Here is a 26060-nt window from a genome sequence, read left to right on the forward strand (position 1 = left end):
GAGGTCATCATGGACACCGAATATCCGCCACTTCCTCCGATACAGACCGGCATCAGGGGGCGCTGCCCGCGTTGCGGCCAGGGTCATATGTTCAAGGGCTTCCTGACGCTACAGCCGCAATGCGAGGCCTGCGGCCTCGATTATTCCTTCGCCGATCCGGCTGACGGCCCGGCCTTCTTCGTCATCTGCTTTGCCTGCATCCCGAGCGTGCTGCTTGGTGTCTGGCTGGAGGTGGCCTTTTCGGCACCGATCTGGGTACAGCTTCTGGTCACCGGCCCCTTCATGCTCGCCACCTGCATTCCGCCACTGCGGCCGCTGAAGGGCTGGCTGGTCGCCAGCCAGTATTTCTACAAGGCGGAAGAGGGCAGGCTCGCCTGAGGCTTGCTCAGTGTCGCGCGCAGGCGCGGCGTTGCGAAATCGAGCAGTGCCCGCAGTTTCAGCGGCACCAGTCCGTGTGTGTGGTAGACGAGATGCACCGGTGCCGGCGGCGGTTCGAAATCTTGGAGCAGCGGCACCAGCAGGCCGGCCATCTCGGCGCGTGCGGCCTGGTAGGAGAGCACGCGGGTGATCCCGAGGCCGGCGACGGCCGCATCGACCGCTGCCTCGGCGGTGTTGACGGCAAGCCGTGAGCGGATCGGCACGGTGAGATCGCGTTTTCCCTGGGGGAATGTCCAGGTCGGCGTCGAGGCCATGCTGTCGAAGGTGATGCAGTCATGGACGGCGAGATCGCCCGGATGTCGGAATGTGGCGTGCCGCAAGAGATAATCCGGGCTGGCATAGACCGTGCGGCGGATCGCACCGAGCCTTGTGGCGATCAGGTTGCTGTCCGGCAGGTTGCCGATCCGGAGCGCCACGTCGATATGATCTTCGACGAGGTTTGACAGCCGGTCGCCGAGCATCAGCTGCAGATTGATATCGGGATAGGCCTTCAGGAAATCCACCACGACAGGCAGGACGTGCAGCCGCCCGAAGACGATCGGTGCGGTCATCGTCAGTTCGCCCTTCGGCGCGCTGTATTCACCGGCGGCTGTCCGCTCCGCCTCTTCCACCCGGTCGAGAATTTCCCGCGCCGCCTCGACATAGGCGCGACCGGCCTCGGTCAGCGTGATCTTCCGGTTGCTCCTCTGTAGCAGTTGGGCGTTGAGATGGGTTTCCAGGTCCGAAACCTTGCGGCTGACGGTTGCGAGCGGGGATCGCAGATGCCGTGAAGCTGCCGACAGGCTGCCCTGTTCGACAACGGCAAGAAGCACGGTCATGGCGTCGAGGCGGTCCATCCTATCCTTCCATGAATTGGGAGCATGCCTTCCAGATTAGCATTCTACTGTGCTCAGATGGAAGGAGGTAAATTGGTCGCAGATGGTTCGAAACGGCCATCGCCAACCGCGTCCCGTCGATCGGAAGACCAAAGGAACCATCATGAAACTCTATCACCACCCGCTTTCCGGCCATGCCCACCGGGCTCACTTGTTCCTGTCGCTGCTTGGCGTGTCCTATGAGCTGGTCGAGGTCGACATGGCGGCAGGCGCCCACAAGGCGCCGGAGTTTCTCAAGCTCAATCCCTTTGGTCAGGTGCCGGTGCTGGACGACGATGGCACGGTCATTGCCGATTCCGCCGCCATTCTCGTCTATCTCGCGCGCAAATACGGCCGCACCGACTGGCTGCCGGAAGAGGCGGTGGCTGCGGCGCGGATCCAGAAATGGCTCTCGGTTGCGGCAGGCGAGATCGCCTACGGACCATGTGCCGCACGCCTGGTCACCGTTTTCGGTGCGGATTTCCGCACCGACGAGGTGATCGCCCGGGCGCACCGCATTCTGGCGCTGATCGAGGCGGAGCTCTCCGGCCGCAATTTCCTGCTCGGCGACAATCCTGCCATCGCCGACGTCGCGCTCTACAGCTACATCGCCAACGCGCCGGAGGGCAATGTTGATACTTCCGCCTATCCAAACCTCCGTGCCTGGCTTGCACGTATCGAGGTCCTGCCGGGCTTCGTCGGCTTCCGTAAGACCAAGATCGGCCTTGCCGCATAAGAACCTCCGGGGCGGGATCGCCGTCCCGGTTTTCCCAAATCATACCCGCAAGGAGGCCCGTGATGCTGGAGCAGACAAGACAGGACGCGTCGTCACCCTGGCATGAGGGTGAACTCGCCATGCAGCGCAGTGTCGGCGTCGTCGAGCGCATGGACGGGCCGGGACGCAATTTCCTCCGCAAGGCCATGCCCGAGCAGCACCGCGCCTTCTTTCCGATGCTGCCTTTCGTCGTGCTCGGCGCCGTCGATGCCAAGGGCGACGTCTGGGCGACGGTGCGGGCTGGCCACCCGGGTTTCCTAGCCTCGCCGGAGCCGGAGATTCTTGACCTCACCCTGTCGCGCGACGCGGCCGATCCTGCCGATGCCGGCATGGAGGATGGCGATGCGATCGCAATGCTCGGCATTCAGCTCGAGACCCGGCGGCGCAACCGGCTGAACGGCGTGATCCACAGGACGGAGGCTAAAGCTTTCCACGTCCGCGTCGGCCAGAGTTTTGGCAATTGCCCGCAATATATCCAGCCTCGCTCTTCCGCCTTTGTCCGCGATCCCGATCTGCCGACAGCGATGGCGCCGCTTCATTCCGGTCAATTCGACGATCGCACGCGGCGGATGATCGAGGACGCCGATACCTTCTTCGTCGCCTCCTATGTCGACCGTGACAACGGCGAACGGCAGGTCGATGTGTCCCATCGCGGCGGCTATGCCGGCTTCGTGCATCTCAGTGCCGACGGCGTGCTGACCGTTCCCGATTTTCCCGGCAACCGGTTCTTCAACACGCTCGGCAATTTCCTCGTCAATCCGAAGGCAGGGCTGGTCTTCGTCGATTTTAAAACCGGCGACATGCTGCAGATGACGGGCCGCGTCGAGGTGCTGCTGGATTCTCCTGAGGTCGCCACCTTTCAGCGGGCGGAAAGGTTGTGGCGTTTCACGCCGGAAGCGATCGTGCTTCGCCCGGATGCTCTGCCGTTGCGGTGGAGCGTGCCTCACGACCTCTGAGGGAAACGCCGTTTCGACCCGACTTGCCAATAATTGTACCGTTCAGTACAATGATAACCATTCAGTACAGAAGAGTACCTTCTAGGAGAACCTATGTCCAGCCTCGTCCCACCCTTCACCCTTGAGACCGCCACCCGGAAAGTCCGCCTTGCCGAGGACGGCTGGAACAGCCGCGATCCCGAGCGCGTCTCGCTCGTCTATACGCCGGACAGCCGCTGGCGGAATCGCGCCGAATTCGTCAACGGCCGTGCCGAGATTGTCGCTTTCCTCACCCGCAAATGGGCAAAGGAGTTGGACTATCGGCTGATTAAGGAGATCTGGGCCTTCACCGATGATCGAATCGCGGTGCGCTTCGCCTATGAATGGCACGATGACAGCGGCAACTGGTTCCGCTCCTATGGCAACGAGAACTGGGAATTCGACGCTACCGGCCTGATGCAGCGCCGCTTCGCCTGCATCAACGACCTGCCGATCCGGGAATCCGAGCGCAAATATCACTGGCCGCTCGGCCGGCGGCCGGACGATCATCCCGGCCTGACCGAGCTCGGCCTCTGAAAGGCGGCTGTGGGTGAAGACCGTCTACGAACGCGCCGACATTGTACCGCTGCTCGCCGAAATCTTCCGCGAGCTCGGCTATGAGGGCACATCGCTCAGCCGCATCACCGAACGCACCGGCATCGGGAAGGGCAGTCTTTATCACTTCTTTCCCGGCGGCAAGGAGGAGATGGCGAGTGCCGTGCTCGCCGAGGTCGATGCTTGGTTCGAGCAGACGATCTATCAGCCGCTCGGAAAGGGCGACGCCCATCAGGCGATCGCGGCGATGTGGGCTGATGTGAACGATTATTTTCGTTCCGGCCGCCGCATCTGCCTCGTCGGCGCCTTCGCGCTCGATGAGACCCGGGAACGATTTTCGGCAGCAATCGGCGACTATTTCATCCGCTGGATCGACGCCTTGCGTTCGGCGTTGGTGCGGGCAGGCTGTCCGCAGCAGGAGGCGCAAGCGTTGGCCGAGGAGGGTGTGGCCGGCATTCAAGGCGCGCTGGTGCTGTCGCGCGCGCTTGATGATAGAGCGGTTTTCACCCGATCGGTGGAAACGCTGGCGAAGCGGCTGGAGGCCGCGATGCGATGAGGGGACGGTCATCCGTCGGGATGTTTTATTGCAGTGGTGAAGAATTCACCCGGCCACGACTGGCTGGCCGGGGCATTGATCGCCGCTCGATCTTACATCGGTACCGCTTTGCGTATATCAGCGATGTTGCTGCGGCTGCTGGGCAGGGCGCGGAGTTTCCCGTTCAGGGCGAATCTGGCGCCACTCATTTTCCATCTGGTCGACGACGTGCTGGGGAATGGTGGTTTGCGTATTGGCGGGCGTCTGCATCGGAAGTCTCCTCTTTCGGGGCCAAGGCTTCAGGGCAGAAAGATGAATTGCACAAGACAAAAGGCGTGTAAATCAGTGGCTTAAACACTTTAAACGATTAAATCAATTTTAATCGATTAAGACGATTTTAACCATGATCTTTTTTGGGAAGCGCGGAATGGTTGTCCACATGGACCGGGTATTCTTTTTCGAGGCGGTGCGGGACGGGCTCTTCAAAGGAAAGCTGACTCATCCTCAAGTAGTGGGCATCACGGCGATTCTCGACGCCTGGGAAGAGCGGTTTGCCCATGCCGACCGGCGGTGGCTCGCCTATATCCTCGCCACCGCTTACCACGAGACCGCCTATACCATGCAGCCGGTGCGGGAGACGCTGGCGGAAAGCGATGCGCGCGCGGTCGAGATCCTGGAGGCGGCCTTTGCCGCCGGCCGGCTCTCCTGGGTAAAGACACCCTACTGGCGGCCGGATGAGGATGGCCGCAGTTGGCTCGGGCGCGGCCTGGTGCAACTCACCCATAAGCGGAACTACGAGGCGATGAGTGTGCTGACCGGGGTCGACCTCGTGGCCGATCCCGACCGGGCGATGGAGATGGAGGTGGCGGTGACGATCCTGATCGAAGGCATGCTGCAGGGCAGCTTTACCGGCCACAAGCTTGCCGATCACCTGAACGCGACGACTGCGGACTGGGTGAATGCGCGCCGTATCGTCAACGGCACCGACCGGGCGGAAAAACTGGCAAGCTATGCCATGGCCTTCGATGCGGCGATACGTCCCGATGCTGCGCCCGGCATGCTGGCGCGGTTGAAGGCCTGGGGCGCGCGTGTTATCGCCCGGCTGAGACTTGGAGCGCGGCGCGTCTGATAGGATGCGCAAAGGTCGCTCCACCATTTTGACACATATGACAGGAGCTTCCGCGTGATCCGCCATATCGTCTTCTTCACCGTGCCGGAGGAGCATCTGCAGGAGGTGAGATCAGGGCTTTCCATCCTGACCGGCATTCCGCATGCGCGGCTGCTGGAAATCGGCACCAATGTGAAGACCGATCAGCTCGGCACCGAGATCGATCTTGTGGTCTACGGCGAATTCGACGACGAGGCGGCTCTGGCCGCCTACAAGGCCCATCCCGATTATCAGCTGTCGATCGAGCGCGTGCGGCCGCTCCGAGAAAAGCGCATCGCCGCTGATTACGACAGCCGTGCGGCAGTGACGCAGCCGCTCTGAATTCCGCGCCTGCCGAGCCACATTCCGTTGAAATTTCAAATGGATGGACAATTATCCGGATTCGCATCGTCGCGAAGCGGACTCAACTTCCGAGTCCCCGGATTCAACTTTCGAAAAAGCGGCGGCAAGCGATTCAAAAGATTCGCCAAAAAGCGGCTGCTGATACAGCGGTCGCGATAGGTGGGCGCAAAGGCACTCTCATCCTGATCTCAATGATAATCAGGACATATCAAGAATGGCTGAGTTGGCGGGCCGGGATCTCATGGAACGACCGGGCTCGGCTGCGATGCGTGGGCGCCGCGCACCAGTGCCATCAACATCAGTATGAAGGCCAGCGCCAAGGCTGCGAGAGCGGCTCCGGTGACGAGCGCCGGGCCGGTGCCGGCGCGGTCGAGGATGGCGGTGAAGATGACGGGGGCGATGGCATTGGCGAGGTTTTGCGGCAGCGACAGCCGGGCCGATTGCAGGCCGTATTCGCCCGGCGAAAACAGCGCCAGCGGTAGAAGCGCGCGGGCGACGGTCATGACGCCGGTGCCGAAGCCGTAGAGCAGGACGAAGGTGACCAGCAGCGGTGCCGACGGACTGGCGACCAGCATCACCAGGAAACTCATCGCCATCAGCCCGATGCCCATGGCCGCGCTGAGCAGAGGGTTGCCGCGCCGGCCGAGCAGCATGTCGAGGAAGCGCGCCGAGATGCCGAGCACGCCGCGTGCCGAGCCGAGCTGCAGCGCAAAGGCTGGCGAAGCGCCGGACTGGCGGAAGATTTCGAGCAGCGATGGCGAGATGCCGAAGGTGATGAAGGTCGTAATCGTCGTCGCCGCGGCAATCAGCAGGAAGGCTTTGCGCCGCGCCGCCTTGGTGAGCGGCACCGGGGCGATTTCGGCCGCGCCGCCTTCTGCATGCGTTAGAACAGGTTTTGGCAGGGCGAAAAGATGCAGCGGCAGGCAGACGAAGAATTGCAGCGCCGCGCAGACAAGAAAGGTCAGCCGCCAGCCGAGCGCCTCGTTGAGCAGGCTGAGGATCGGCCAGAAGATGGCGCTCGATAGCCCGGTGAACAGCATGAGAATGGCGATGACGCGTTTGCCGTTTTCCCCTTCGCGCTCGACGACGGCGGTATAGGCCGGTGCCGAAAGGCCTAATGCGCCGCCGATGCCGATGACGACCCAGGCGCTGGCATAGAGCATGACGCCGTCTGCGGCGGCAAGCAGAAGCAGGCCAAGCGCAAAGGTCAGCGAGGCGGCCGAAAGCACCCGGGCGGCCCCGTAGCGGCCCAGCCAGCGGCCGGTCGCGGGACCAACGATGGCGCTGACCATCATCATGATCGTCAGGCCGGCAAACACCACCTCATTCGGCAGACCGAGAGCGGGCGCCACGACGCGGCCCAGGACACCGAGCATGTCGAATGTCGTGCCCCAGCCGATCAGCTGGGTAACGGCAAGCACGGTGACCGTCTGCGCCGAGCGGAAGCGGGAGGATTTTGGCATTGGTGCTGAAATGGCCTGAAATGGGGAGTGGCAAGGACATACCAGTTTCAATTTGCCGGCGAAAGCAGCGATCAGCATTCAGGCGCGCGGCGCCGCGCTTTTGCTGATTGGGCGAAAAGGTGCAACGATGACATGAATGACACGAAGCGTCGGTACAATTTCAGGACGACCCCCTGCGTGCTGAAGCGGGCTGATACGTGCCGACATCTGCCGATCTATCGCGGCTGCGGTCTACAGGAATCGGAACCGTGCGGCCGATTCGCGAACGGCGGCAGCGAAGTGCGTGGATACCAAGGGCGCAGCGCATCGTTTGGGGCCGGCGAAGGCCGCCGCAGCCTGCCGAGGGGGCGGTTTTCAGCAGCCGGCACCGGCTGCCGCAAGCAGTCGAGAATGGTTCTAAACGCCCTGCATTACAGCGCATTCATTTGCCATTCAGGTCGCGTGAGTACATATTCGGGCCAAGTTGGCATTACCTTGAAAGCACAGAACATGGCCTTTCCTCTGAGCGTCGCAGCACTGGCCGCCGGACTGGTGGTATCGGCGCCCTCACCGGACGGCGCGGGCACCCTCGTCCTGCGCGTGGCAGCCGATTGCAGCGCCGCCGCAGCCCAGGTGGTCGAGCAGACGGGCGGCCAGCTCCTGTCCGTACAACCGGTGGGCGATACCTGCATCATCACTGTTCTGGTGTCGGGCAACGGCCAGCGTCCACGCAAAGTGACGGTAAAGGTTCCGATGTAAGCGGAATCGGTCTACAGGACATGATCGATTAGAAGCGGACGAAGGCGGACCGATGCGCATTCTGGTAGTCGAAGACGACGTCAATCTGAACCGGCAGCTGGCCGACACGCTGAAGGAGGCGGGTTATGTCGTCGACCAGGCGTTCGACGGCGAGGAAGGTCACTTCCTCGGCGATACCGAACCCTATGACGCCATCATTCTGGATATCGGCCTGCCGGAGATGGACGGGGTCACGGTGCTCGAAAAATGGCGCGGCGCCGGCCGCGGTGTGCCGGTGCTGATCCTGACGGCGCGCGACCGCTGGAGCGACAAGGTCGCCGGCATCGACGCCGGCGCCGACGACTATGTCACCAAGCCCTTCCATGTCGAGGAAGTGCTGGCGCGCATCCGGGCGCTGATCCGGCGTGCGGCCGGGCATTCCTCATCCGAGATCATCTGCGGGCCGGTGCGGCTCGATACCAAATCCTCAAAGGCGACGGTCAACGGCACGACGCTGAAGCTGACCTCGCACGAATATCGCCTGCTTGCCTATCTCATGCATCACATGGGTGAGGTCGTCTCGCGTACCGAACTGGTCGAGCATATGTACGACCAGGATTTCGACCGCGATTCCAACACGATCGAAGTCTTTGTCGGTCGTTTGCGCAAGAAAATGGGCGTCGACCTGATCGAAACGGTGCGCGGTCTCGGCTACCGCATTCAAGCGCCGAAACATGCGAATTAAGTCGCTCACCGCACGCGTTTTGTTGCTGACCACGGTCTGGTCGACGGTGGCGCTTGTCGTGATCGGCCTGTTGATCTCCACCCTCTACCGCAAGAGCGCCGAACGCGGCTTCCAGGATCTGTTGCGGGCGCAGCTTTATAACGTCATCAATTCGGTGACGATAGGCGATCAGGGCGCGCTCAGCGGCAGCCCGCAGCTCGGCGACCTGCGTTTTGCCCAGCCGAAGACCGGCTGGTATTGGGTGGTGGAGCCGCTCGGCACCTATACGACGGCACCGCTGGTGTCGCCCTCGCTCGGCTCGGCGCTCATTCCGGTTCCCTCTGTGGTCGAGGCGCCCTTCGACAAGAATTACGAGCGCTACTATCAAGTGACGGATGCCTCCGGCAACCGCGTGCAGGTGGCCGAGACCGAAGTGGTGCTGGATACCGACGGGCGTGCGGCCCGCGTCCGGGTCACCGGCAATGTCGATGTCGTCGAGGACGATGTCCGCACCTTTTCCCATAGCCTCTATCTGGCGCTCGCCGGTTTCGGCGTCGGCAGCCTGATCGTCAATGCGCTGGCGATTCTCTATGGCCTGAAGCCGCTCGACAAGGCCCGCGCCGCATTGGAGCGCATCCGCGCCGGCGAGAGCGAGCAGCTGAAAGGCGATTTCCCGCGCGAAATTCTGCCGCTCGCCAACGAGGTCAACGCGCTGATCGATAGCAACCGCCGCATCGTCGAGCGGGCTCGCATGCAGGTCGGCAATCTCGCCCATTCGCTGAAGACGCCGATCGCCGTGCTCCTCAATGAAGCGCGGGTGCTGGAAAAATCCCATGGCGAGCTGGTGCGCAGCCAGGCGGAATCGATGCAGGGGCAGGTGCAGTCCTACCTCAACCGGGCCCGCATCGCCGCGCAGCGCGAATCCGTGCTCGCCCGCACCGATGCCGAGCCGGCCCTCGAGCGGCTGGTGCGTGTCATGCGCCGGTTGAACGTCGATACCGAATTCGATCTCGTCGTCTCGCCGCCGCATCTGGCCGTCGCCATGGAGCAGCAGGATCTCGAGGAGACCGTCGGCAATCTCCTGGAGAATGCCGCGCGTTTTGCCAAAAGCAAGGTACGGCTTTCGGCCGTCGAGGCCGGCGACGACGTCAAGGGAGCGGAGGCGAGCGCGCGCCGCCACTGGGTGGAGCTTGCCGTCGAGGATGACGGGCCGGGCCTGGAGCCCGATCAGATCCGCGAGGCGCTGAAGCGCGGCCGCAGGCTCGACGAAAGCAAGCCCGGCACCGGGCTCGGCCTTTCTATTGTCACCGAGATTTCCAGTGAGTACCAGGGACGGCTTGAGCTTTCCCGCGGAGAATGGGGCGGGCTCAAGGCGAAGCTTATCCTGCCCGGCATCACAAAGGATGTTGCATGAGCAACTGCTTGATGTCACAAAGATACTGGCAAATGTATAGCATGCTTTGCCTTAATGCTGACACGGGGACGCTGCACTTCGATCGGCTGAAATTGACCCCTGATCGTGGTTCGACGCAATGATTTTACGCTCGCAAGGCATGGTCGCTTCCGCTCTTCTCGTCGCCGTCGCGCTGTCCGGCTGCGTGACGACGAAGGGCGCCGCTTCGCGCGGCATTTTTTCGAGCAAGCCCTCGGCTTCGGCCGCCTTCCTTACCGCGCTGCAGGGCGGCCTTGCCGGCCGCAGCGGCGTGACCTTGAGCGATAGCGACAAGCAGCGGGCGCTCGAGGCGGAATATCGGGCGCTGGAAGGGGCCGCCGTCGGCCAGCCGATGCTGTGGACCGGCAAGGACGTCACCGGCAAGGTGGTCGCCGCCGCGCCCTATCAGGTCGGTTCGCAGAACTGCCGCCAATATACCCACACGCTGACGGTCGACGGCAAGGACACCGTGGTGCGCGGCGCGGCCTGCCGCAACGCGGACGGCAGCTGGTCTCCGCTCGGCTAAGCCCGGTCAATTGCGGCTTATAGCCTCAAATCTTCGTCATTCCGGCTTTGGCAGTTGGAATGAAGGCGCGCTTCAAGTATTTGGGCGACATGCTGTTCTGGATTCTCGTTGCCGTTCTGACGGCAGTCGTCGCCGCCATCCTGCTCTACCCCCTTCTGCGCGGAGCGAAGGTGGCGGAAAATATCCGTGCGGGCGAGGCGGCGGTCTATCGCGACCAGTTGCGCGAACTCGACCGCGATCTCAACGGCGGGCTAATCACGCTGGAGGAAGCTGATTACGCCCGGGCGGAAATCGGCCGTCGGTTGATCGCCGTCTCCGGGGATGAGCCGACTAAGACGCCGAAACCCGCACGGCATCACCGTTTCACCGAGGCCTTTGTGCTCCTGGTCCTGCCGGTTCTCGGGCTCTGTCTTTACTTGACGACGGGCAGGCCGGACCTACCGTCGCAGCCACTGCAAGCGCGGCTGGAAAATCCCGGCAACGATGTGGCGGTGCTGATCACCAAGGCGGAGCGGCACCTGGCCGAGAATCCCGATGACGGCAAGGGCTGGGACGTGCTGGCGCCGATCTATGTCAGGACGATGCGAGTCAACGACGCGCAAGTGGCCTACCGCAATGCCATCCGGCTGCTCGGGCCGAGCGCGGTCCGGCTCGACGGCCTGGCCGAGACGCTGATGGCGGTCTCCGACGGCGTGGTGACGGAGGAGGCGCGCCAGGTGCTGGAACAGTCGCTGACGCTGGAACCCGACAATCCGCGCGCCCGTTTCTACATCGCCCTCAGCAGCGAGCAGGCGGGACGGCTAGACGAGGCGCGCCAGGCCTTCGAAGCGCTGGCCAAACAATCACCACCCGATGCGCCCTGGCTGCCGCTGGTCAATGAACATATCGCCATGAACGGCGGCGCGCCGGCAGGCGCCGGTTCGGCTGCCCCGGGCGCCGGGCCGGCTGCCCCTGGCAACCCCAGCCAGCAAGATGTGGCGGCAGCCGAGACGATGAATGCCGGCGACCGGCAGCAGATGATCCGCGGCATGGTCGAGAGCCTCGACGCCAAGCTCAGCGCGGATCCGAACAATTTCGAAGGCTGGATGCGGCTCGTCCGCTCTTACGCCGTATTGAACGATAAGGATGGCGCCGCCGGCGCCTTGAAGCGCGGGCTGGCTGCTTTTCCGGCCGAGAGCGAACAGGGCAGGCAATTGCTGGCGCTTGCCAACGAGCTCGGCCTAGCCAGGGAAGGATCGTCACAATGACGCGCAAGCAGAAGCGCCTGGCGGTGATCGCGGGCGGCATGGGCTTCATTGCCGCCGCCGTGCTGCTTGTGATGTTCGCCTTCAGCCAGTCGGTCGCCTATTTCTACATGCCGGCCGATCTGGCAAAGACGCCGGTGGCGCCGGAAACTCGTATCCGGCTCGGCGGCCTGGTCGGCGAAGGCAGCGTCGTGCGCGGCACCGGCTCGACGGTGGAATTTGCCGTCACCGACGGCAGCGCAAATGCCGTGAAGGTGAGATATACCGGCATCCTCCCCGATCTTTTCCGCGAAGGCCAGGGCGTCGTCACCGAAGGCATGTTCACCCCAGGCACGAATGTTTTCGTTGCCGACACCGTGCTTGCCAAGCATGACGAGACCTATATGCCGAAGGACGTGGCCGACAGGCTGAAAGCTCAGGGGCTGTGGAAAGAAGGCCAGGGCCAGGAAGGTTCGGGGAAGGAAGCGAAGGCGACGCCATGATCATCGAGATCGGCCATTACGCGCTGGTGCTGGCGCTTGCAACGGCGCTCATCCTCTCCATCGTGCCGGTGATCGGCGCCCGTCGCCACGACCGGGCGATGATGGATGTAGCGACGATCGGCTCGCTGGCGATGTTTTTGCTGGTCGCCTTCTCCTTCGGCGTGCTGACCTATGCCCATGTCGTCTCGGATTTCTCGGTCGAGAACGTCTGGGAGAATTCGCATTCGCTGGTGCCGCTGATCTATAAATATTCCGGCGTCTGGGGCAATCACGAGGGATCGATGATGCTTTGGCTGTTGATCCTGACGCTGTTCAGCGCGCTGGTCGCCGTCTTCGGCCGCAATCTGCCGGAGACGCTGAAGGCCAATGTATTGGCCGTGCAGGCCTGGATCTCGGTCGCCTTTACGCTCTTCATTCTTTTGACCTCCAATCCCTTCCTGCGGCTCGATCCGGCCCCGGCCGAGGGCCGCGATCTCAATCCGGTGCTGCAGGATATCGGCCTCGCGATCCACCCGCCGCTGCTCTATCTCGGCTATGTCGGCTTCTCCGTGTGTTTCTCCTTTGCGGTCGCGGCCCTTCTGGAAGGGCGCATCGATGCCGCCTGGGCGCGTTGGGTGCGGCCCTGGACGCTCGCTGCCTGGACCTTCCTGACGCTTGGTATCGCCATGGGCTCCTACTGGGCCTATTACGAACTCGGCTGGGGCGGCTGGTGGTTCTGGGACCCGGTGGAAAACGCCTCCTTCATGCCCTGGCTCGCGGGCACGGCGCTGCTGCATTCGGCGCTCGTCATGGAAAAGCGCGAGGCGCTGAAGATCTGGACGGTGCTGCTTGCCATCCTCACCTTCTCGCTGTCGCTGATGGGCACCTTCCTGGTGCGCTCCGGCGTGCTGACCTCGGTGCATGCCTTTGCCAGCGACCCCACCCGCGGCGTCTTCATTCTCTGCATCCTGCTGATCTTCATCGGCGGCGCGCTATCGCTGTTTGCCTTCCGCGCGCCGCGGCTATCGGCCGGCGGGCTGTTTGCGCCGATTTCGCGCGAGGGCGCGCTCGTCGTCAACAATCTGATCCTGACGGTTGCCTGCGGCACGGTGCTGACCGGTACGCTTTATCCGCTGCTGCTGGAAACGCTGACCGGCGACAAGATTTCCGTCGGGCCGCCCTTCTTCAACCTGACCTTCGGCCTGCTGATGGCGCCGCTGATCGTCATCGTGCCCTTCGGACCGCTGCTGGCCTGGAAGCGCGGCGATCTGCTCGGCGCCCTGCAGCGGCTCTATGTCGTGGCAGGCCTGGCCTTCCTTGCCGCCGTTGCCTTCTTCTACATCGAACATGGCGGGCCGGTGCTTGCAGTGCTCGGGTTGGCGGCCGGGCTGTTCCTCATCCTCGGCGCCGTCGCCGATCTCTGGTATCGCGCCGGCATCGGCAAGGTGGCGGGCTCTGTCGCCTGGCGTCGGCTGACCGGCCTGCCGCGTTCGGCCTTCGGCACGGCGCTTGCCCATGCCGGCCTCGGCGTCACCGTGCTCGGCATCGTCGCCGTTACGACCTTCCAGACCGAGCATGTCATCGAGATGAAGCCCGGCGAAACGGCGGATGCCGGCGGCTACAGCCTGCATTTCGACGGCATGCAGCCGGCGACCGGCCCGAACTATACCGAGGAGCGCGGCCACTTCACCATCCGGCGCGCCGGTGTCACGGTCGCCGATACCTGGTCGGCCAAACGCCTTTACACCGCCCGCCAGATGCCGACGACGGAGGCCGGCATTCTGACCTTCGGCCTCAGCCAGCTCTACGTCTCGCTCGGCGACGCCACCAAGGACGGCGGCATCGTCGTGCGCATCTGGTGGAAGCCGTTCATCCTCTGCATCTGGGGCGGAGCGGTGTTCATGGCCTTCGGCGGCCTCGTCTCGCTCTCCGACCGGCGGCTGCGGGTCGGCGCCCCGCGCAGGAAGGCGAAGCCGGCAGCGCCTGCAATGGAGCCGGCGGAATGATGCGGCGCCTCCTCCTTGTTTTCGCTCTGTTGCTGATGGCGGCCCCCGCCTTCGCCGTCAATCCGGACGAGGTGTTGGCCGACCCGGCGCTCGAAGCGCGGGCGCGGGCCCTTTCGGCGGAACTGCGCTGCATGGTCTGCCAGAACCAGTCGATCGACGATTCCAATGCCGACCTGGCCAAGGACCTGCGTCTGCTGGTGCGCGAGCGCATCACCGATGGCGACAGCGACGATCAGGTGCTGAACTATATCGTCTCGCGTTACGGTGAGTTCGTGCTCTTGAAGCCGCGGTTCAACATCAAGACGGTGCTGCTCTGGGGCGCACCGGTGCTGCTGGTGCTCGCCGGCGGGCTGTCGCTGCTCCTCTTTGCCCGCAGGAGGGCCGGCAAACCGACCGGCAGCAAGCTGACGGCAGACGAGCAGGCGAAGCTGAGCGAACTTCTGAAAAAGTAAGCGGCCGGGCCGAGCCGACAGGCGAGCATTTCTGGCCGCCAGAGAAGCCGGCGGCACGTTCGGCTGAAAGCAAACATTGCAAACATTACCAACTTTTCATTGGCCGGACAGTTCGCAGTAAGGTGCGGCGTCCTATATCTTCGTTCATCGACTGATCCGGCGCCGCCGGTCTGAAGATCTAAGAACAAGAGAAGGTGCTCCAATGCTCAAGAATTTCAACGGACGTCCGTCCCTCGCCACTGTGCTCAAGGCTTCTACCGTCGCCGGTATCGCAGCCGCTGTGCTCGCAACCGGCGTTCCGCTCGAAATCACCCGGTCTTATGCCGAAGCCGTCAAGGTTCAAGCACCTGCTGTCCCGAGCTTCGCCAACGTCGTCGATGCCGTTTCGCCGGCCGTCGTCTCCGTCCGGGTCGAAAATCGCGTCAATCCCGTCTCCGACAACAATGACGGCTTCTCCTTCGACTTTAACGGCCGTGGCTTCGACGACCTTCCCGACGATCATCCACTGAAGCGCTTCTTCAAGCAGTTCGGCCAGGATCCGAATGACCAGCAGGGTCATCAGCGGCGCTTCGGCCAGAATGGCCCCGGCGGTCCGGGCGGCCCGAATGGTCCGGGCGGCAAGGGTCGTCTGCGCCCGGTCGCCCAGGGCTCCGGCTTCTTCATCTCCGAGGACGGCTACATCGTTACCAACAACCACGTCGTGTCCGATGGCCAGGCCTTCGTCGCCGTGATGAATGACGGCACCGAGCTCGATGCCAAGCTGATCGGCAAGGATCCGCGCACCGACCTCGCCGTGCTGAAGGTCGACGGCAAGGGCAAGAAGTTCACCTACGTCAACTGGGCCGACGATAACAATGTCCGCGTCGGCGACTGGGTCGTTGCCGTCGGCAACCCCTTCGGCCTCGGCGGCACGGTCACGGCCGGCATCGTTTCGGCCCGCGGCCGCGATATCGGCTCCGGCCCCTATGACGATTACCTGCAGGTGGATGCTGCCGTGAACCGCGGCAACTCCGGCGGTCCGACCTTCAACCTCAGCGGCGAAGTCGTCGGCATCAACACCGCGATCTTCTCGCCGTCCGGCGGCAGCGTCGGCATCGCCTTCGCCATTCCGGCCTCGACCGCCAAGGACGTCGTCGCCGATTTGATGAAGGACGGCCAGGTCTCGCGTGGCTGGCTCGGCGTGCAGATCCAGCCGGTGACCAAGGATATCGCCGAATCCATCGGTCTTTCCGAGCCGAGCGGCGCCCTCGTCGTCGCCCCGCAGTCCGGATCGCCGGGGGACAAGGCCGGCATGAAGGCTGGCGACGTCGTCACGGCGCTGAACGGTGAAACGATCAAGGATGCCCGTGATCTCAGCCGCCGCATCGGTGCGATGCAGCCGGGCAGCAAGGTCGAGCTCTCGGTCTGGCGCGCCGGCAAGGCCCAGTCCCTGACCGTGGAACTCGGCACGCTGCCGGCCGATCAGAAGGATGCGTCTGCCGACGACAACAACCAGCCGCAGCAGCCTGAGGCACCGGCTTCCGAGAAGGCGCTTGCCGATCTCGGCCTGACGGTCGGCCCTTCCGATGACGGCAAGGGCCTGGCGATCACAGGCATCGATCCGGACTCCGACGCCGCCGACAAGGGCATCAAGGAAGGCGAGAAGATCACCTCGGTCAACAACCAGGAGGTTTCCAGCCCCGCCGATGTCGTCAAGGTGCTGAACCAGGCCAAGAAGGACGGCCGCACCCGGGCGCTCTTCCAGATCCAGTCGAGCGAAGGAAGCCGTTTCGTAGCACTTCCGATCAATGGCCAGGGCTGATCTTTGAGAAAACAGGAGCCGCGCGGACGAAAGTCCGCGCGGCTCGTTTCTTCTGACCTTTGAAGGATGATCGCGATGAGCGCCGCCCCGCAGGAAGATGCTTTGAGCCTTGCCGAAACGCAGCCGGTGGGTAATGTCGGCCGCATGAAGATTCTCATCATCGAAGATGATCTCGAAGCCGCGGTCTACCTAACGAAAGCCTTTCGCGAGGCGGGCATTGTCGCCGATCACGCCAGCGACGGCGAGGCCGGCCTGTTTATGGGGTCGGAGAATACCTACGACGTCATCGTCATCGACCGCATGCTGCCGCGCCGCGACGGGCTCTCGGTCATCAGCGAGCTGCGCCGCAAGGCGATCCATACGCCGGTTCTCATTCTCTCGGCCCTCGGCCAGGTCGACGACCGCGTCACCGGCCTGCGCGCCGGCGGCGACGACTATCTGCCGAAGCCCTATGCCTTCAGCGAGCTGCTGGCCCGCGTCGAGGTGCTCGGCCGCCGCAAGGGCACGCCGGATCAGGATGTCGTCTATCGCGTCGCCGATCTCGAACTCGACCGGCTCTCCCATGAGGTGCGCCGCGGCGGCAGGGAGATCCTGCTGCAGCCGCGCGAATTCCGCCTGCTCGAATATCTGATGAAGAATGCCGGCCAGGTGGTGACCCGCACCATGCTGCTCGAAAACGTCTGGGATTATCACTTCGACCCGCAGACCAACGTCATCGACGTCCACGTCTCGCGTCTGCGCTCGAAGATCGAGAAGGACTACAGCCAGCCGCTCCTGAAGACCATTCGGGGCGCGGGGTACATGATCAAGGACGAGGGATGAGCCGTTTCAGGGTTCTCTTCAAGTCCACCGCAGTCCGCCTTTCGGCACTCTATATCCTGCTTTTCGCCATCTGCGCCGCGACGCTCGTCTTCTATGTGACGGCGATGTCGGAACGGCTGCTGACCGGCCAGATCCGCGACGCCGTCAAACAGGAGGTGGAGCAGGTCCAGCGCGCCTATGACACCGGCGGCATGAACCTTCTGCTGCGCACGATGGAGCGGCGCGCCCGCCAGCCGGGCGCCAATCTTTACATCATCGCCGGTCCCTCGGGCGATATTCTCGCCGGCAACGTCGCCTCGGTGCAGCCGGGTGTTTTCGAGGAAATCGGCTGGACCTCGGCGCCCTTCATCTATCAGCGCTATACCGACAGCGGCATTGAGCGCCGCCACAAGGCGATCGCCAATATATTCGTGCTCGACAACGGCTTGCGGATCCTGATCGGTCGCGACCTTGGTGATCCCGAGCGTTTCCGTCTGCTGGTGCGCCAGGCGCTGATGGTGGCCTTGGCGATCATGGGGCTCGGTGCGATCATCATCTGGTTCGCCATCGGCCGCAACGCGCTGAAACGCATCGACCGCATGTCGGATGCCAGCAAGAAGATCATGGCCGGCGACCTCTCGCAGCGCCTGCCGGTCGTCGGATCCGGCGATGAATTCGACCGCTTGTCGATGTCTTTGAACACCATGCTGGAGCGCATCGAGAAGCTGAACGAGGGCCTCAGGCAGGTCTCCGACAACATCGCCCACGACCTGAAGACGCCGCTGACGCGGCTGCGCAACAAGGCGGCCGATGCGCTCGATATATCAGATGGCGAGACGCGCCGCACCGCGCTCGAAGGCATCATTTCCGAATCGGACCAGCTGATCCGCACCTTCAACGCGCTGCTGATGATCTCCCGCGTCGAGGCCGGGTCGGTGGCGGCGGAAATGTCGCCGGTGGAGCTTTCGGCGATCGTCTCCGACAGCGCCGAGCTTTACGAACCGGCGGCCGAGGAGGCCGGTCTTGATCTCAGCGCCAGCGTCGAACCCGGTGTCGAGGTGCAGGGCAATCGCGAGCTGATCGGTCAGGCGATCTTCAACCTGCTCGACAATGCGATCAAATATTCCTCCGATACGGACGGGGCCGGCACAGTGTCGCTGAAGCTTGCCCGCCGCGCGGACGGCATCTGCCTGTCGGTCGCCGACCATGGCCCAGGCATTCCGGCCGACAGGCGCGATGACGTGGTGAAGCGGTTCGTCCGCCTCGATGAAAGCCGTTCGAAGCCCGGGACCGGGCTCGGCCTTTCGCTGGTGGAAGCGGTGATGGAGCTGCACAACGGCCGGCTGGAGCTCTCCGATACCGACCCCGACAAGCCCGAACAGCGCGGATTGACCGTCAGCATGATTTTCCCTGCCAAGGCTGCCTGATCTCTTCCGCCGAAATACGATCGGTTGAATCGCGTATTGGCGGTTTTCCGCCAAAACCCTAGTTTAATGTCGATCGAAGGCGCGGACTGCGATTCTGCGTGGTCGTTTCCTGAGGTGCACTGCATAATTCCTTAAATCGGAATCGATTTGAAGATAAAATTATGCAGCAATTCAAAGTGTTATAGCGTCCTTTGCGCGTCTTAAAAGACGCGCGGCGCTGTAAAACAGGGAGAGCGCATGCTGACGAAATCGACGCATGGCCTGAAGGACGTCGCCGAAGGGCTGTTGCGTCCGCTGAACCAGACGGAGTTGAAGCTGGCTCTGGCCGACCTTCAGGAGGCCGGCAGAAACGAGCCGCCGGTGGCTGCGATGCTGAAGACCGAGGGCCCGCTTCGCGATTTCATCGCCGCGGCGCTGACGCTGTCGCCCTATCTGCGCGAAATCGTCAATCTCGACCCGGCCGTGCTCGCCGGCGCCATCACCGAGCCGCTGGAGCCGCAGATCGAGGCGCTGGTCGCCGAGGCCAGGGGCTGCTGGCGGCCGGACGACGAGGACGCCGCGTCGGCGGAATCCGTGGTGATGAGCAGGCTGCGCATCATCAAGCGCAAGGTGGCCTTCCTCGTCGCGCTCGGCGACCTCTCGCGCATCTTCGACGGGCGGGCGACGACGGCCTGGCTGAGCGAGCTTGCCGAGGCTTCGGTTGCTGCCGCGATCGACCATCTGCTGCTATCGGCGCATGAGAGCGGAAAGCTCAGGCTGCGGAATCCGGCGGCCCCCAGCGACGGCTCGGGGCTGATTGTTCTCGGCATGGGCAAACTCGGTGCATGCGAGCTTAACTATTCCTCCGATATCGACCTCGTCGTCTTCTTCGACGAAGAGGCCGGCATCGTGCCCCACCGCGATGACGCGATCGAAATCTTCCCCCGGATGATGCGCCGGCTGGTGCGCATCCTGCAGGAGCGCACCGCGGATGGCTACGTCTTCCGCACCGATCTCAGACTGCGTCCCGATCCCGGCTCGACGCCGCTGGCGATCCCGGTCGACGCGGCGATGATCTATTATGAGGGCAGGGGCCAGAACTGGGAGCGGGCCGCCTTCATCAAGGCGCGCGCCGTTGCAGGCGATCTTGCAGCCGGCGCCGATTTCCTGCGCGGGCTTTCCCCTTTCGTTTTCCGCAAATATCTCGATTACGCGGCGATCGCAGATATTCATTCGATCAAGCGGCAGATCCACGCGCATAAGGGCCACGGCGCGATCGCGGTCAAAGGCCATAACGTCAAGCTCGGCCGCGGCGGCATCCGCGAGATCGAATTCTTCGTCCAGACGCAGCAGCTGATCGCCGGCGGCCGCATGCCGGCACTGCGCGGCCGGGCGACGGAAGAGACGCTCGGTGAACTCACCAAGGCGAAATGGATCGACGCGAAGACCCGCGACGAACTGACCGAGGCCTACTGGTTCCTGCGCGACGTCGAGCATCGGATCCAGATGGTGCGCGACGAACAGACCCACCTGCTGCCGGAGACCGATGCCGACCTGAAGCGCATCGCCTTCATGATGGGTTTCACCGACACGCCGAGCTTCGCCGAGCGGCTGGTCGGCATGCTGAAGACGGTGGAGCGCCGTTATGCCCACCTGTTCGAGCAGGAGAGCAAGCTTTCCACCGACACCGGAAATCTCGTCTTTACCGGCCAGGGCGACGATCCCGATACGCTGGAGACGCTGAAGAAACTCGGTTTTACCAGGCCATCCGACATTTCCCGCATCATCCGCACCTGGCACTACGGCCGCTACCGCGCGACGCAATCGGTCGAGGCGCGCGAAAGGCTGACGGAACTGGCGCCGGAGCTTTTGCGGGTTTTCGGCGAAAGCAACCGCGCCGACGAGGCGCTGCTGCGTTTCGACAGCTTCATCTCGGGCCTTCCCTCCGGCATCCAGCTCTTCTCGCTGCTCGGCAGCAACCCGGCATTGCTGTCGTTGATCGTCAACATCATGTCCTCAGCCCCCCGGCTTGCCGAGGTGATCGCCGCCAGGCCGCATGTCTTCGACGGCATGCTCGATCCCGGCCTGATGGCTGAGCTGCCGACCCGCGATTATCTCAGCGAACGGCTGAAAGGCTCGCTTGCCCAGGCGCGCCACTATGAAGAGGTGCTCGACCGCCTGCGCATCTTCGCCGCCGAGCAGCGCTTCTTGATCGGTATCCGCCTGCTGACGGGCGCAATCAACGGCGCGATGGCCGCACGCGCCTTTACCCATCTCGCCGACCTCATCATTGCAGCCGCGCTCGATGCCGTGGTGAGCGAGATGCGGGCCGCCCACGGCGATTACCCCGGCGGCCGCATCGCTGTCGCCGGCATGGGCAAGCTCGGCAGCTTCGAGCTGACGGCCGGTTCCGACATCGATCTGATCCTGCTCTATGATTACGACGAAGCGGCTGGCGAATCCGACGGGCCGAAGCCGCTCGACGCGACGCGTTATTTCACCCGCTTCACCCAGCGGCTGATCGCCGCCCTGTCGGCGCCGACTGCCGAAGGAGTGCTCTATGAGGTCGACATGCGGCTGCGTCCCTCCGGCAACAAGGGGCCGGTCGCCACGCGCATCAACGCTTTCGGCAAGTACCAGCGCCAGGAGGCATGGACCTGGGAGCATATGGCGCTCAGCCGTGCCCGGCTGATCTCGGGCGATGACAGCCTGATCGCCGAGACGGAACATGTCGTCCGGGAAGTGCTGTCGGCCGATCGCGATATCGCCAAGGTGGCGCATGATGTCGCCGAGATGCGCGAACTGATCGACAAGGAAAAGCCGCCCTCCGGCCCATGGGACCTGAAGCTGATCCCCGGCGGCGTCATCGATCTGGAATTCATCGCCCAGTACCTGGCGCTGATCGCTCCCACCAAGGGTGCCGGCATCGCCGTCAACGGGCTGAGTACCGGCGAGGCCCTGAAGGTGCTTGGCGACAGGCTGATGGCGCCGGCCGATCTCGACATCTGCCTCGAGGCTTCAGCCCTTTATACCGGCCTTTCGCAGCTGATCCGCCTCTGCATAGACGGTCAGTTCGACCCGAAGGACGCGCCGGTCGGCCTCGTCGAACTCGTCTGCCGCGCCGGCGACTGCCCTGACATCAGGACGCTGGAAGGGGAAGTGAAGCGGCTTTCGAAAGCGGTCAGGAAGATATTCCAGAATGTCGTGCGACCCGGCAATTCCAACACATGATTTCACATCAGATGGAGTGACCACGAGAATTATCCCAAGCATGGGCTTTGGAAAAGCGGCCTTCAACAACGGCGCGCGCCATCTCCTCTCGACGCAGTGGCGTCAGACGGGCATTCTTGTGAATGTTTATTCGGTCCTCCGAGAATCACTGAAGCTTTGACAACCTCAGCTTTCTCGACCGGGACCGAATGGACGACCTCCTGAAAGCTCACAGCTAGCTGCCTCACCCGGCAGCACGTTCCTCCTGGGAACAAGTGAAGCCTAAAACTCTCTTGATTATCGTTGTTGCCTCAGCATGTTCATCGCCGCGCCAAGCGACGACTTGATCAGGCCTGATAAGCACAAGGGGGTCACGATAAAGTTCGAGAAGTTGATCTGAATCGATATCGACGACAGTAACCTCCAATCCGGCGGTTGAGGCTGCCGCGACAATCTCGTCTCCCTTGCAGGAAGACGGGCGAAGCCTAAGGAGTGTCCATTCAAATCCAAATCGATCGAACAGGGACGTCCGGGCGTCGAGCCACACATGGGGTGCTCTGCCACCTGGAGATGCCGTGGGCGTATAAACATCCGGAAGATCCGATCCCGACTCGCCTGCTTCAGAGAAGATCGCCGGGGAGTGGTCGTAGCGGGCGCCGAAAGTCACACCTGGTATGTTGAACTCTGCCCGCCCATGAGCTTCCAGGTACGTGCCAGCTTCCTTGCGCAACTCCGACCCGAGTTCGGACTCTGTCTCCAGACCGGCCTTCGGCGAGTAGTTCCCGATCGACTCGGCGAACTTCTTCGCGAACCCGGTATTCCTGATGGCGACAGGGCGCCGCTCCAGTTCATATGTGTCAAGAAGGAATGGAGAAGCGCTTTTCTTGATCACCGCGGCGAGCTTCCAGCCCAGGTTCACCGCGTCATCGACCGCCGTATTGTAGCCGAGGCCGCCTGCGGGAGTGAAGAGGTGAACCGCGTCGCCGCCAAGGAATACCCGACCCACCTGAAATTTCTCGGCAACGAGCGCATAGCCGGCTGTCCACGTGCCACGAGACAGGATTTCCGCATCAAGCGGATATCCCACTGCCGCTTGAAACATAGAGATGGCCTGTTCGTCGGAAATGTCTTCTTCACGCTCGCCGTCTTTCAATTGCGTATGAAAAGCGAACTCGCCCTGACCGTCGACCGCTGCCATGAACGCGCGGCGCTCGTCATTGAAGGCGACGTTCATCCAGGCGGGTGGGAACGGAACGACCTCGTAAAATTGCGGGCAGCGCAGATAGAGGGCAAACATTTTGCCTCCGAAGAAATCCCTGACAGCGCCGCCGTCGCCTTGGTGTCGGATGCCGAGTGCCTTACGAACAGTGCTTCGGGCGCCATCCCCTCCGACAAGGTATTTGCAACGGACCACACGCGTCGCCCCTCCCTCCACAGCGCTGGCGATTACCGTCACGGCGTCGCCGGTATCGTTGAACTCGGACACCCGCCAGCCATAATTCACGGAGATCGTCGCCAGCGCCTCAGCGTGCTTGCGAAGAACGCGTTCGACGAATTTCTGAGAGACCCTGTGCGGCAGTTCGGCGGCACTCCAGGATCCTGTCATCGTCAGGACCTTTTCTCGGGCCTCTCTGGCTGAGGGGAGGCGGAAGCGCGCCAGCTCGTGGCGAGCAAAGCGTGTGAAATATGCGATATCTGTCGGGAAATCCTCAGGCATTCCAAGCGCGCGGATCTCTTCGGCGAACCCGAGCCGGCGAAAGTGCTCCATTGTTCTCGCCTGGGTGGCGTTCGCCTGCGGATTGAAGGCGGTCGAGGATTTCTCATCAAAGAGCACCGCGGAAATACCCCGGCGACCAAGCTCATTTGCCAGCATCAGTCCGAACGGGCCGCCGCCCGCGATGACGACGTCGTAAACTTCATGAGTCACGATTAAACCTCCCAAATCCGCATATCGTCAGATTTAGTAAGGAAACCAGACCAATGTCAACCGGCTGCGTCGCTGTCCTTTCCATGCTGACCTTCGACGTATTTTCCCAGAGCTTCAACCATGAGGTCGACCATCGCTACCCCAAGCTCATTGCGCATTTCGTTTTCTGCGACGTCCAAACTTTGGTGAAAGGCCTCAAGCCATTCGAAACCTTTGTCGGTGAAGCACACCAGCTTTGCCCGGCCGTCAGCAGGATCGGGCCGCTTTTCAATGAGGCCGGTGCGCTCGACTTGATCGACCAGCTCGCTCATCGACTGCTTGGTCAAAGACGCGCGCCTGGCAAGTTCGGTCAGCCTCGTGCCGTCCTCGTCGAGGTTTCGCGTAAGGTTGATGTGCGCCGAGGTTAGTTCCGCATGTCCGTGGATCTTAAGATGTTCGATAATTCGATTTTCGAAAATCCTGACGGCTTCGTTCATCCGGCGACCGATGTTGTTCCTGCGCCACGCGTTGCGTAAAATCATTTTCTGCCACCTTCAAAAGTCGTTATTTTACACGAGTAGAGTTCACGAACCTATTTTTCCAGCCCTATTTCAAAATGATTGACACACATCAAAACAAAATTATATGGTCAGGCATCCGAACTAAAAATCGGATGTCCAGCAGCGTTTAAGAGGAGGATGCGCTTGGGAGCGCGATTGCTCTCGCAGCGATCTGGAACGGCGGACTGAGTGCGCAGAAGACTCTCGATGGGCGTGAGCCCGAGCGCTTCAGGCCGACGCCGAGAAATGAAAACGGGGTGAGGAGGATGCTTTTATAATGGTCAAAGCGAACGGCGGAAGATCGCTGCAAAACTTGGTGGACGAGAAACGAAATCTTGTCGAGTATTTTTACAACGATACCCTGGCACCTCACTACAGGGCGAGAACCGGCCTTACGGCTGCGTTCATCCCGCCGGAGTTCACGAATTGGCGAGACGAACAGAGAGCTTGGCGGGAAACTGCCATCCTGTTCGATCAATCCCATCACATGCCCGAACTCATGCTCAAAGGCCCGGATGCGTTCAAGCTGCTTGAACGTCTGGGCATCAATAGCTTGGCGAACTTTACCAACGACCGGGCCAAGCAGTTTGTTGCCTGCACACCTCGCGGCCACGTCATTGGCGATTGTGTCATCTACAGACGCGGGGACGAGACTTTTGAATTGATCAGCGGCATGCCGGTCCTGAATTGGGTTCAATACAACGCCGAGCGCGGCGGTTATAACGTGACCATCGAGCGCGACGATCCAACGCCGTATAATCCGACCGGAAGACGTTGGTTCTATCGTTTTCAGTTGGAGGGTCCGAATGCCGGTCTTATCTTCAATGCCGCTGTTGAGGGCGGGGCTCCGGAGATAGCATTCTTCAAGACCGCCAAGGTATGGATTGGAGGATGCGAGGTTCTGGTTCTGCGTCATGGGATGGCAGGTCATCTGGGCGCCGAACTCTCTGGGCCTTATGAAGAGATGGACAAAGTGCGGACCGCGCTTCTCGACGCGGGCGCGAAGCATGGCTTGAAGCAGGGTGGGACCAAGACCTATTTCAGCACCATCTTCGAGTTCGGCTGGATGCCCTATCCATTGCCGGGGATCTACACCGGTGACGAACTTCGCGATTTCAGGGAATGGCTGTCGGAAAAGGGTTGGGAAGCGAACGCCCAACTCGGCGGAAGCTTTGTTTCCGAGAATATTGAAGATTATTACGTGACGCCGTGGGATCTAGGCTACGGCCACATCCTGAAGTTCGATCATGACTTCATCGGGCGTGAAGCGCTGGAATCGCTGCCGGCTGAGAAGCGCCGCCAGAAAGTCACGCTCGTGTGGAACCGGGATGACGTTGCCGCAATCTTTGCCTCGGCACTTGGTGATGGTCCCCGTTACAAGGCCATAGACCTGCCGGTTGCATATTACGGCTGGCCCCAGTTTGACGAAGTCCGCGGCCTCGATGGCGAGCTCGTGGGCCACTCATGTCATTGCGGTTATAGCAATAACGAAGGCGAGATGCTATCGCTCGCTATGCTCAACGCGCAGAGCGCATTGCCCGGAACCGAGGTTACATTGACCTGGGGCGAGCCCTCTGGCGGATCCCGTAAGCCGCATGTCGAAAAACATGAACAGTTTAAGGTCCGGGCTATTGTGGCGCCGGTCCCTTATGCGAGCTCGGTTCAAAAGATGAAGCGCGCAACGATTAGCTGAATATAGCGTGAACTTGT

25 protein-coding genes are annotated in these 26060 nt (G+C 62.3%); 20 read left to right on the forward strand and 5 right to left on the reverse strand.

Annotated features, from left to right (window positions below; all coding sequences use genetic code 11):
- The first annotated feature begins 9 nt into the window (after positions 1–9).
- Entirely contained in the window at positions 10–378 is a 369-nt protein-coding gene (locus PO860_RS04570; RefSeq protein ID WP_183606229.1) for a DUF983 domain-containing protein, read from the forward strand.
- Here the strand turns inward: PO860_RS04570 and PO860_RS04575 are convergent.
- Positions 348–1274 carry a LysR substrate-binding domain-containing protein gene (locus PO860_RS04575; RefSeq protein WP_183606230.1) on the reverse strand — a complete coding sequence of 309 codons (927 nt, stop codon included), beginning with the start codon at positions 1272–1274 and terminating at the stop codon, positions 348–350. The two genes, PO860_RS04570 and PO860_RS04575, sit on opposite strands and share 31 nt — an antisense overlap.
- Positions 1275–1416: 142 nt before the next feature.
- On the opposite strand from PO860_RS04575, the gene PO860_RS04580 reads away from it, so the two are divergent.
- The 4 genes from PO860_RS04580 to PO860_RS04595 all read left to right on the forward strand — a co-directional run bounded on the left by PO860_RS04580 (position 1417) and on the right by PO860_RS04595 (position 4152).
- On the forward strand, positions 1417–2028 hold the full coding sequence (locus PO860_RS04580; RefSeq protein WP_272783290.1) for a glutathione S-transferase family protein: 612 nt from the start codon (positions 1417–1419) through the stop codon (positions 2026–2028).
- A gap of 62 nt (positions 2029–2090) precedes the next feature.
- Positions 2091–3023 carry a pyridoxamine 5'-phosphate oxidase family protein gene (locus tag PO860_RS04585; RefSeq protein ID WP_273884130.1) on the forward strand — a complete coding sequence of 311 codons (933 nt, stop codon included), beginning with the start codon at positions 2091–2093 and terminating at the stop codon, positions 3021–3023.
- Between the two features lie 93 nt (positions 3024–3116).
- Complete coding sequence (locus PO860_RS04590; RefSeq protein WP_183606233.1) at positions 3117–3578, forward strand: nuclear transport factor 2 family protein; 462 nt, start codon at positions 3117–3119, stop codon at positions 3576–3578.
- A 13-nt stretch (positions 3579–3591) separates the two neighbouring features.
- Positions 3592–4152 (forward strand): TetR/AcrR family transcriptional regulator, encoded by a 561-nt coding sequence (locus tag PO860_RS04595; protein ID WP_273884128.1) that lies wholly within the window; start codon positions 3592–3594, stop codon positions 4150–4152.
- 117 nt (positions 4153–4269) lie between these two features.
- On the opposite strand, the gene PO860_RS04600 is transcribed toward PO860_RS04595, so the two are convergent.
- Positions 4270–4401: a hypothetical protein gene (locus PO860_RS04600; RefSeq protein ID WP_272783293.1), complete on the reverse strand. Its 132-nt coding sequence runs from the start codon at positions 4399–4401 to the stop codon at positions 4270–4272.
- Between the two features lie 157 nt (positions 4402–4558).
- Here PO860_RS04600 and PO860_RS04605 point away from each other — a divergent pair, with 157 nt between their 5' ends.
- Both PO860_RS04605 and PO860_RS04610 read left to right on the forward strand, forming a co-directional pair.
- Positions 4559–5260, forward strand: a complete 702-nt coding sequence (locus PO860_RS04605; RefSeq protein ID WP_273884127.1) for a hypothetical protein — start codon at positions 4559–4561, stop codon at positions 5258–5260.
- Between the two features lie 54 nt (positions 5261–5314).
- Positions 5315–5620, forward strand: coding sequence for a Dabb family protein (locus PO860_RS04610; RefSeq protein WP_272783294.1), 306 nt, complete (start codon positions 5315–5317; stop codon positions 5618–5620).
- 260 nt (positions 5621–5880) lie between these two features.
- On the opposite strand, the gene PO860_RS04615 is transcribed toward PO860_RS04610, so the two are convergent.
- Positions 5881–7104, reverse strand: coding sequence for an MFS transporter (locus PO860_RS04615; protein WP_273884126.1), 1224 nt, complete (start codon positions 7102–7104; stop codon positions 5881–5883).
- Positions 7105–7593: 489 nt separating this feature from the next.
- Here PO860_RS04615 and PO860_RS04620 point away from each other — a divergent pair, with 489 nt between their 5' ends.
- The 12 genes from PO860_RS04620 to PO860_RS04675 all read left to right on the forward strand — a co-directional run bounded on the left by PO860_RS04620 (position 7594) and on the right by PO860_RS04675 (position 21905).
- Positions 7594–7842: a hypothetical protein gene (locus tag PO860_RS04620; RefSeq protein WP_003578124.1), complete on the forward strand. Its 249-nt coding sequence runs from the start codon at positions 7594–7596 to the stop codon at positions 7840–7842.
- A 52-nt stretch (positions 7843–7894) separates the two neighbouring features.
- Positions 7895–8566, forward strand: a complete 672-nt coding sequence (locus PO860_RS04625) for a response regulator transcription factor (protein WP_018241306.1) — start codon at positions 7895–7897, stop codon at positions 8564–8566.
- The gene (locus PO860_RS04630; RefSeq protein WP_116405261.1) at positions 8556–9959 is read left to right on the forward strand and encodes a sensor histidine kinase; all 1404 of its coding nucleotides are present in this window, start codon (positions 8556–8558) and stop codon (positions 9957–9959) included. The genes PO860_RS04625 and PO860_RS04630 overlap by 11 nt, the downstream gene beginning before the upstream one ends.
- Before the next feature lie 118 nt (positions 9960–10077).
- Entirely contained in the window at positions 10078–10503 is a 426-nt protein-coding gene (locus PO860_RS04635) for an RT0821/Lpp0805 family surface protein (protein WP_183606238.1), read from the forward strand.
- An 89-nt stretch (positions 10504–10592) separates the two neighbouring features.
- Positions 10593–11750, forward strand: coding sequence for a c-type cytochrome biogenesis protein CcmI (gene ccmI, locus PO860_RS04640; protein ID WP_430523307.1), 1158 nt, complete (start codon positions 10593–10595; stop codon positions 11748–11750).
- The gene (ccmE, locus tag PO860_RS04645; protein WP_183606240.1) at positions 11747–12229 is read left to right on the forward strand and encodes a cytochrome c maturation protein CcmE; all 483 of its coding nucleotides are present in this window, start codon (positions 11747–11749) and stop codon (positions 12227–12229) included. The genes ccmI and ccmE overlap by 4 nt, the downstream gene beginning before the upstream one ends.
- The gene (locus PO860_RS04650; protein WP_272783302.1) at positions 12226–14214 is read left to right on the forward strand and encodes a heme lyase CcmF/NrfE family subunit; all 1989 of its coding nucleotides are present in this window, start codon (positions 12226–12228) and stop codon (positions 14212–14214) included. Before ccmE ends, PO860_RS04650 begins: the two co-directional genes overlap by 4 nt.
- Positions 14211–14666, forward strand: coding sequence for a cytochrome c-type biogenesis protein (locus PO860_RS04655; protein WP_183606242.1), 456 nt, complete (start codon positions 14211–14213; stop codon positions 14664–14666). Before PO860_RS04650 ends, PO860_RS04655 begins: the two co-directional genes overlap by 4 nt.
- A 202-nt stretch (positions 14667–14868) precedes the next feature.
- Positions 14869–16467, forward strand: a complete 1599-nt coding sequence (locus PO860_RS04660; RefSeq protein WP_183606243.1) for a Do family serine endopeptidase — start codon at positions 14869–14871, stop codon at positions 16465–16467.
- 66 nt (positions 16468–16533) lie between these two features.
- Positions 16534–17289 (forward strand): response regulator transcription factor, encoded by a 756-nt coding sequence (locus tag PO860_RS04665; RefSeq protein ID WP_409518659.1) that lies wholly within the window; start codon positions 16534–16536, stop codon positions 17287–17289.
- On the forward strand, positions 17286–18695 hold the full coding sequence (locus PO860_RS04670; protein WP_183606245.1) for a sensor histidine kinase: 1410 nt from the start codon (positions 17286–17288) through the stop codon (positions 18693–18695). The genes PO860_RS04665 and PO860_RS04670 overlap by 4 nt, the downstream gene beginning before the upstream one ends.
- Positions 18696–18932: 237 nt before the next feature.
- Complete coding sequence (locus PO860_RS04675; protein WP_273884124.1) at positions 18933–21905, forward strand: bifunctional [glutamine synthetase] adenylyltransferase/[glutamine synthetase]-adenylyl-L-tyrosine phosphorylase; 2973 nt, start codon at positions 18933–18935, stop codon at positions 21903–21905.
- Between the two features lie 223 nt (positions 21906–22128).
- Here the strand turns inward: PO860_RS04675 and PO860_RS04680 are convergent, their stop codons facing one another.
- Positions 22129–23811 (reverse strand): FAD-dependent oxidoreductase, encoded by a 1683-nt coding sequence (locus PO860_RS04680; RefSeq protein WP_272783304.1) that lies wholly within the window; start codon positions 23809–23811, stop codon positions 22129–22131.
- Positions 23812–23867: 56 nt separating this feature from the next.
- On the reverse strand, positions 23868–24287 hold the full coding sequence (locus PO860_RS04685; RefSeq protein WP_183606664.1) for a MarR family winged helix-turn-helix transcriptional regulator: 420 nt from the start codon (positions 24285–24287) through the stop codon (positions 23868–23870).
- Between the two features lie 340 nt (positions 24288–24627).
- On the opposite strand from PO860_RS04685, the gene PO860_RS04690 reads away from it, so the two are divergent.
- A complete protein-coding gene (locus tag PO860_RS04690; protein WP_183606248.1) occupies positions 24628–26043 on the forward strand; it encodes an aminomethyl transferase family protein in 1416 nt (471 codons plus the stop codon).
- Positions 26044–26060: the final 17 nt, after the last annotated feature.

It is taken from the genome of Rhizobium binxianense (assembly GCF_028994275.1).
GTDB lineage: Bacteria > Pseudomonadota > Alphaproteobacteria > Rhizobiales > Rhizobiaceae > Rhizobium > Rhizobium binxianense.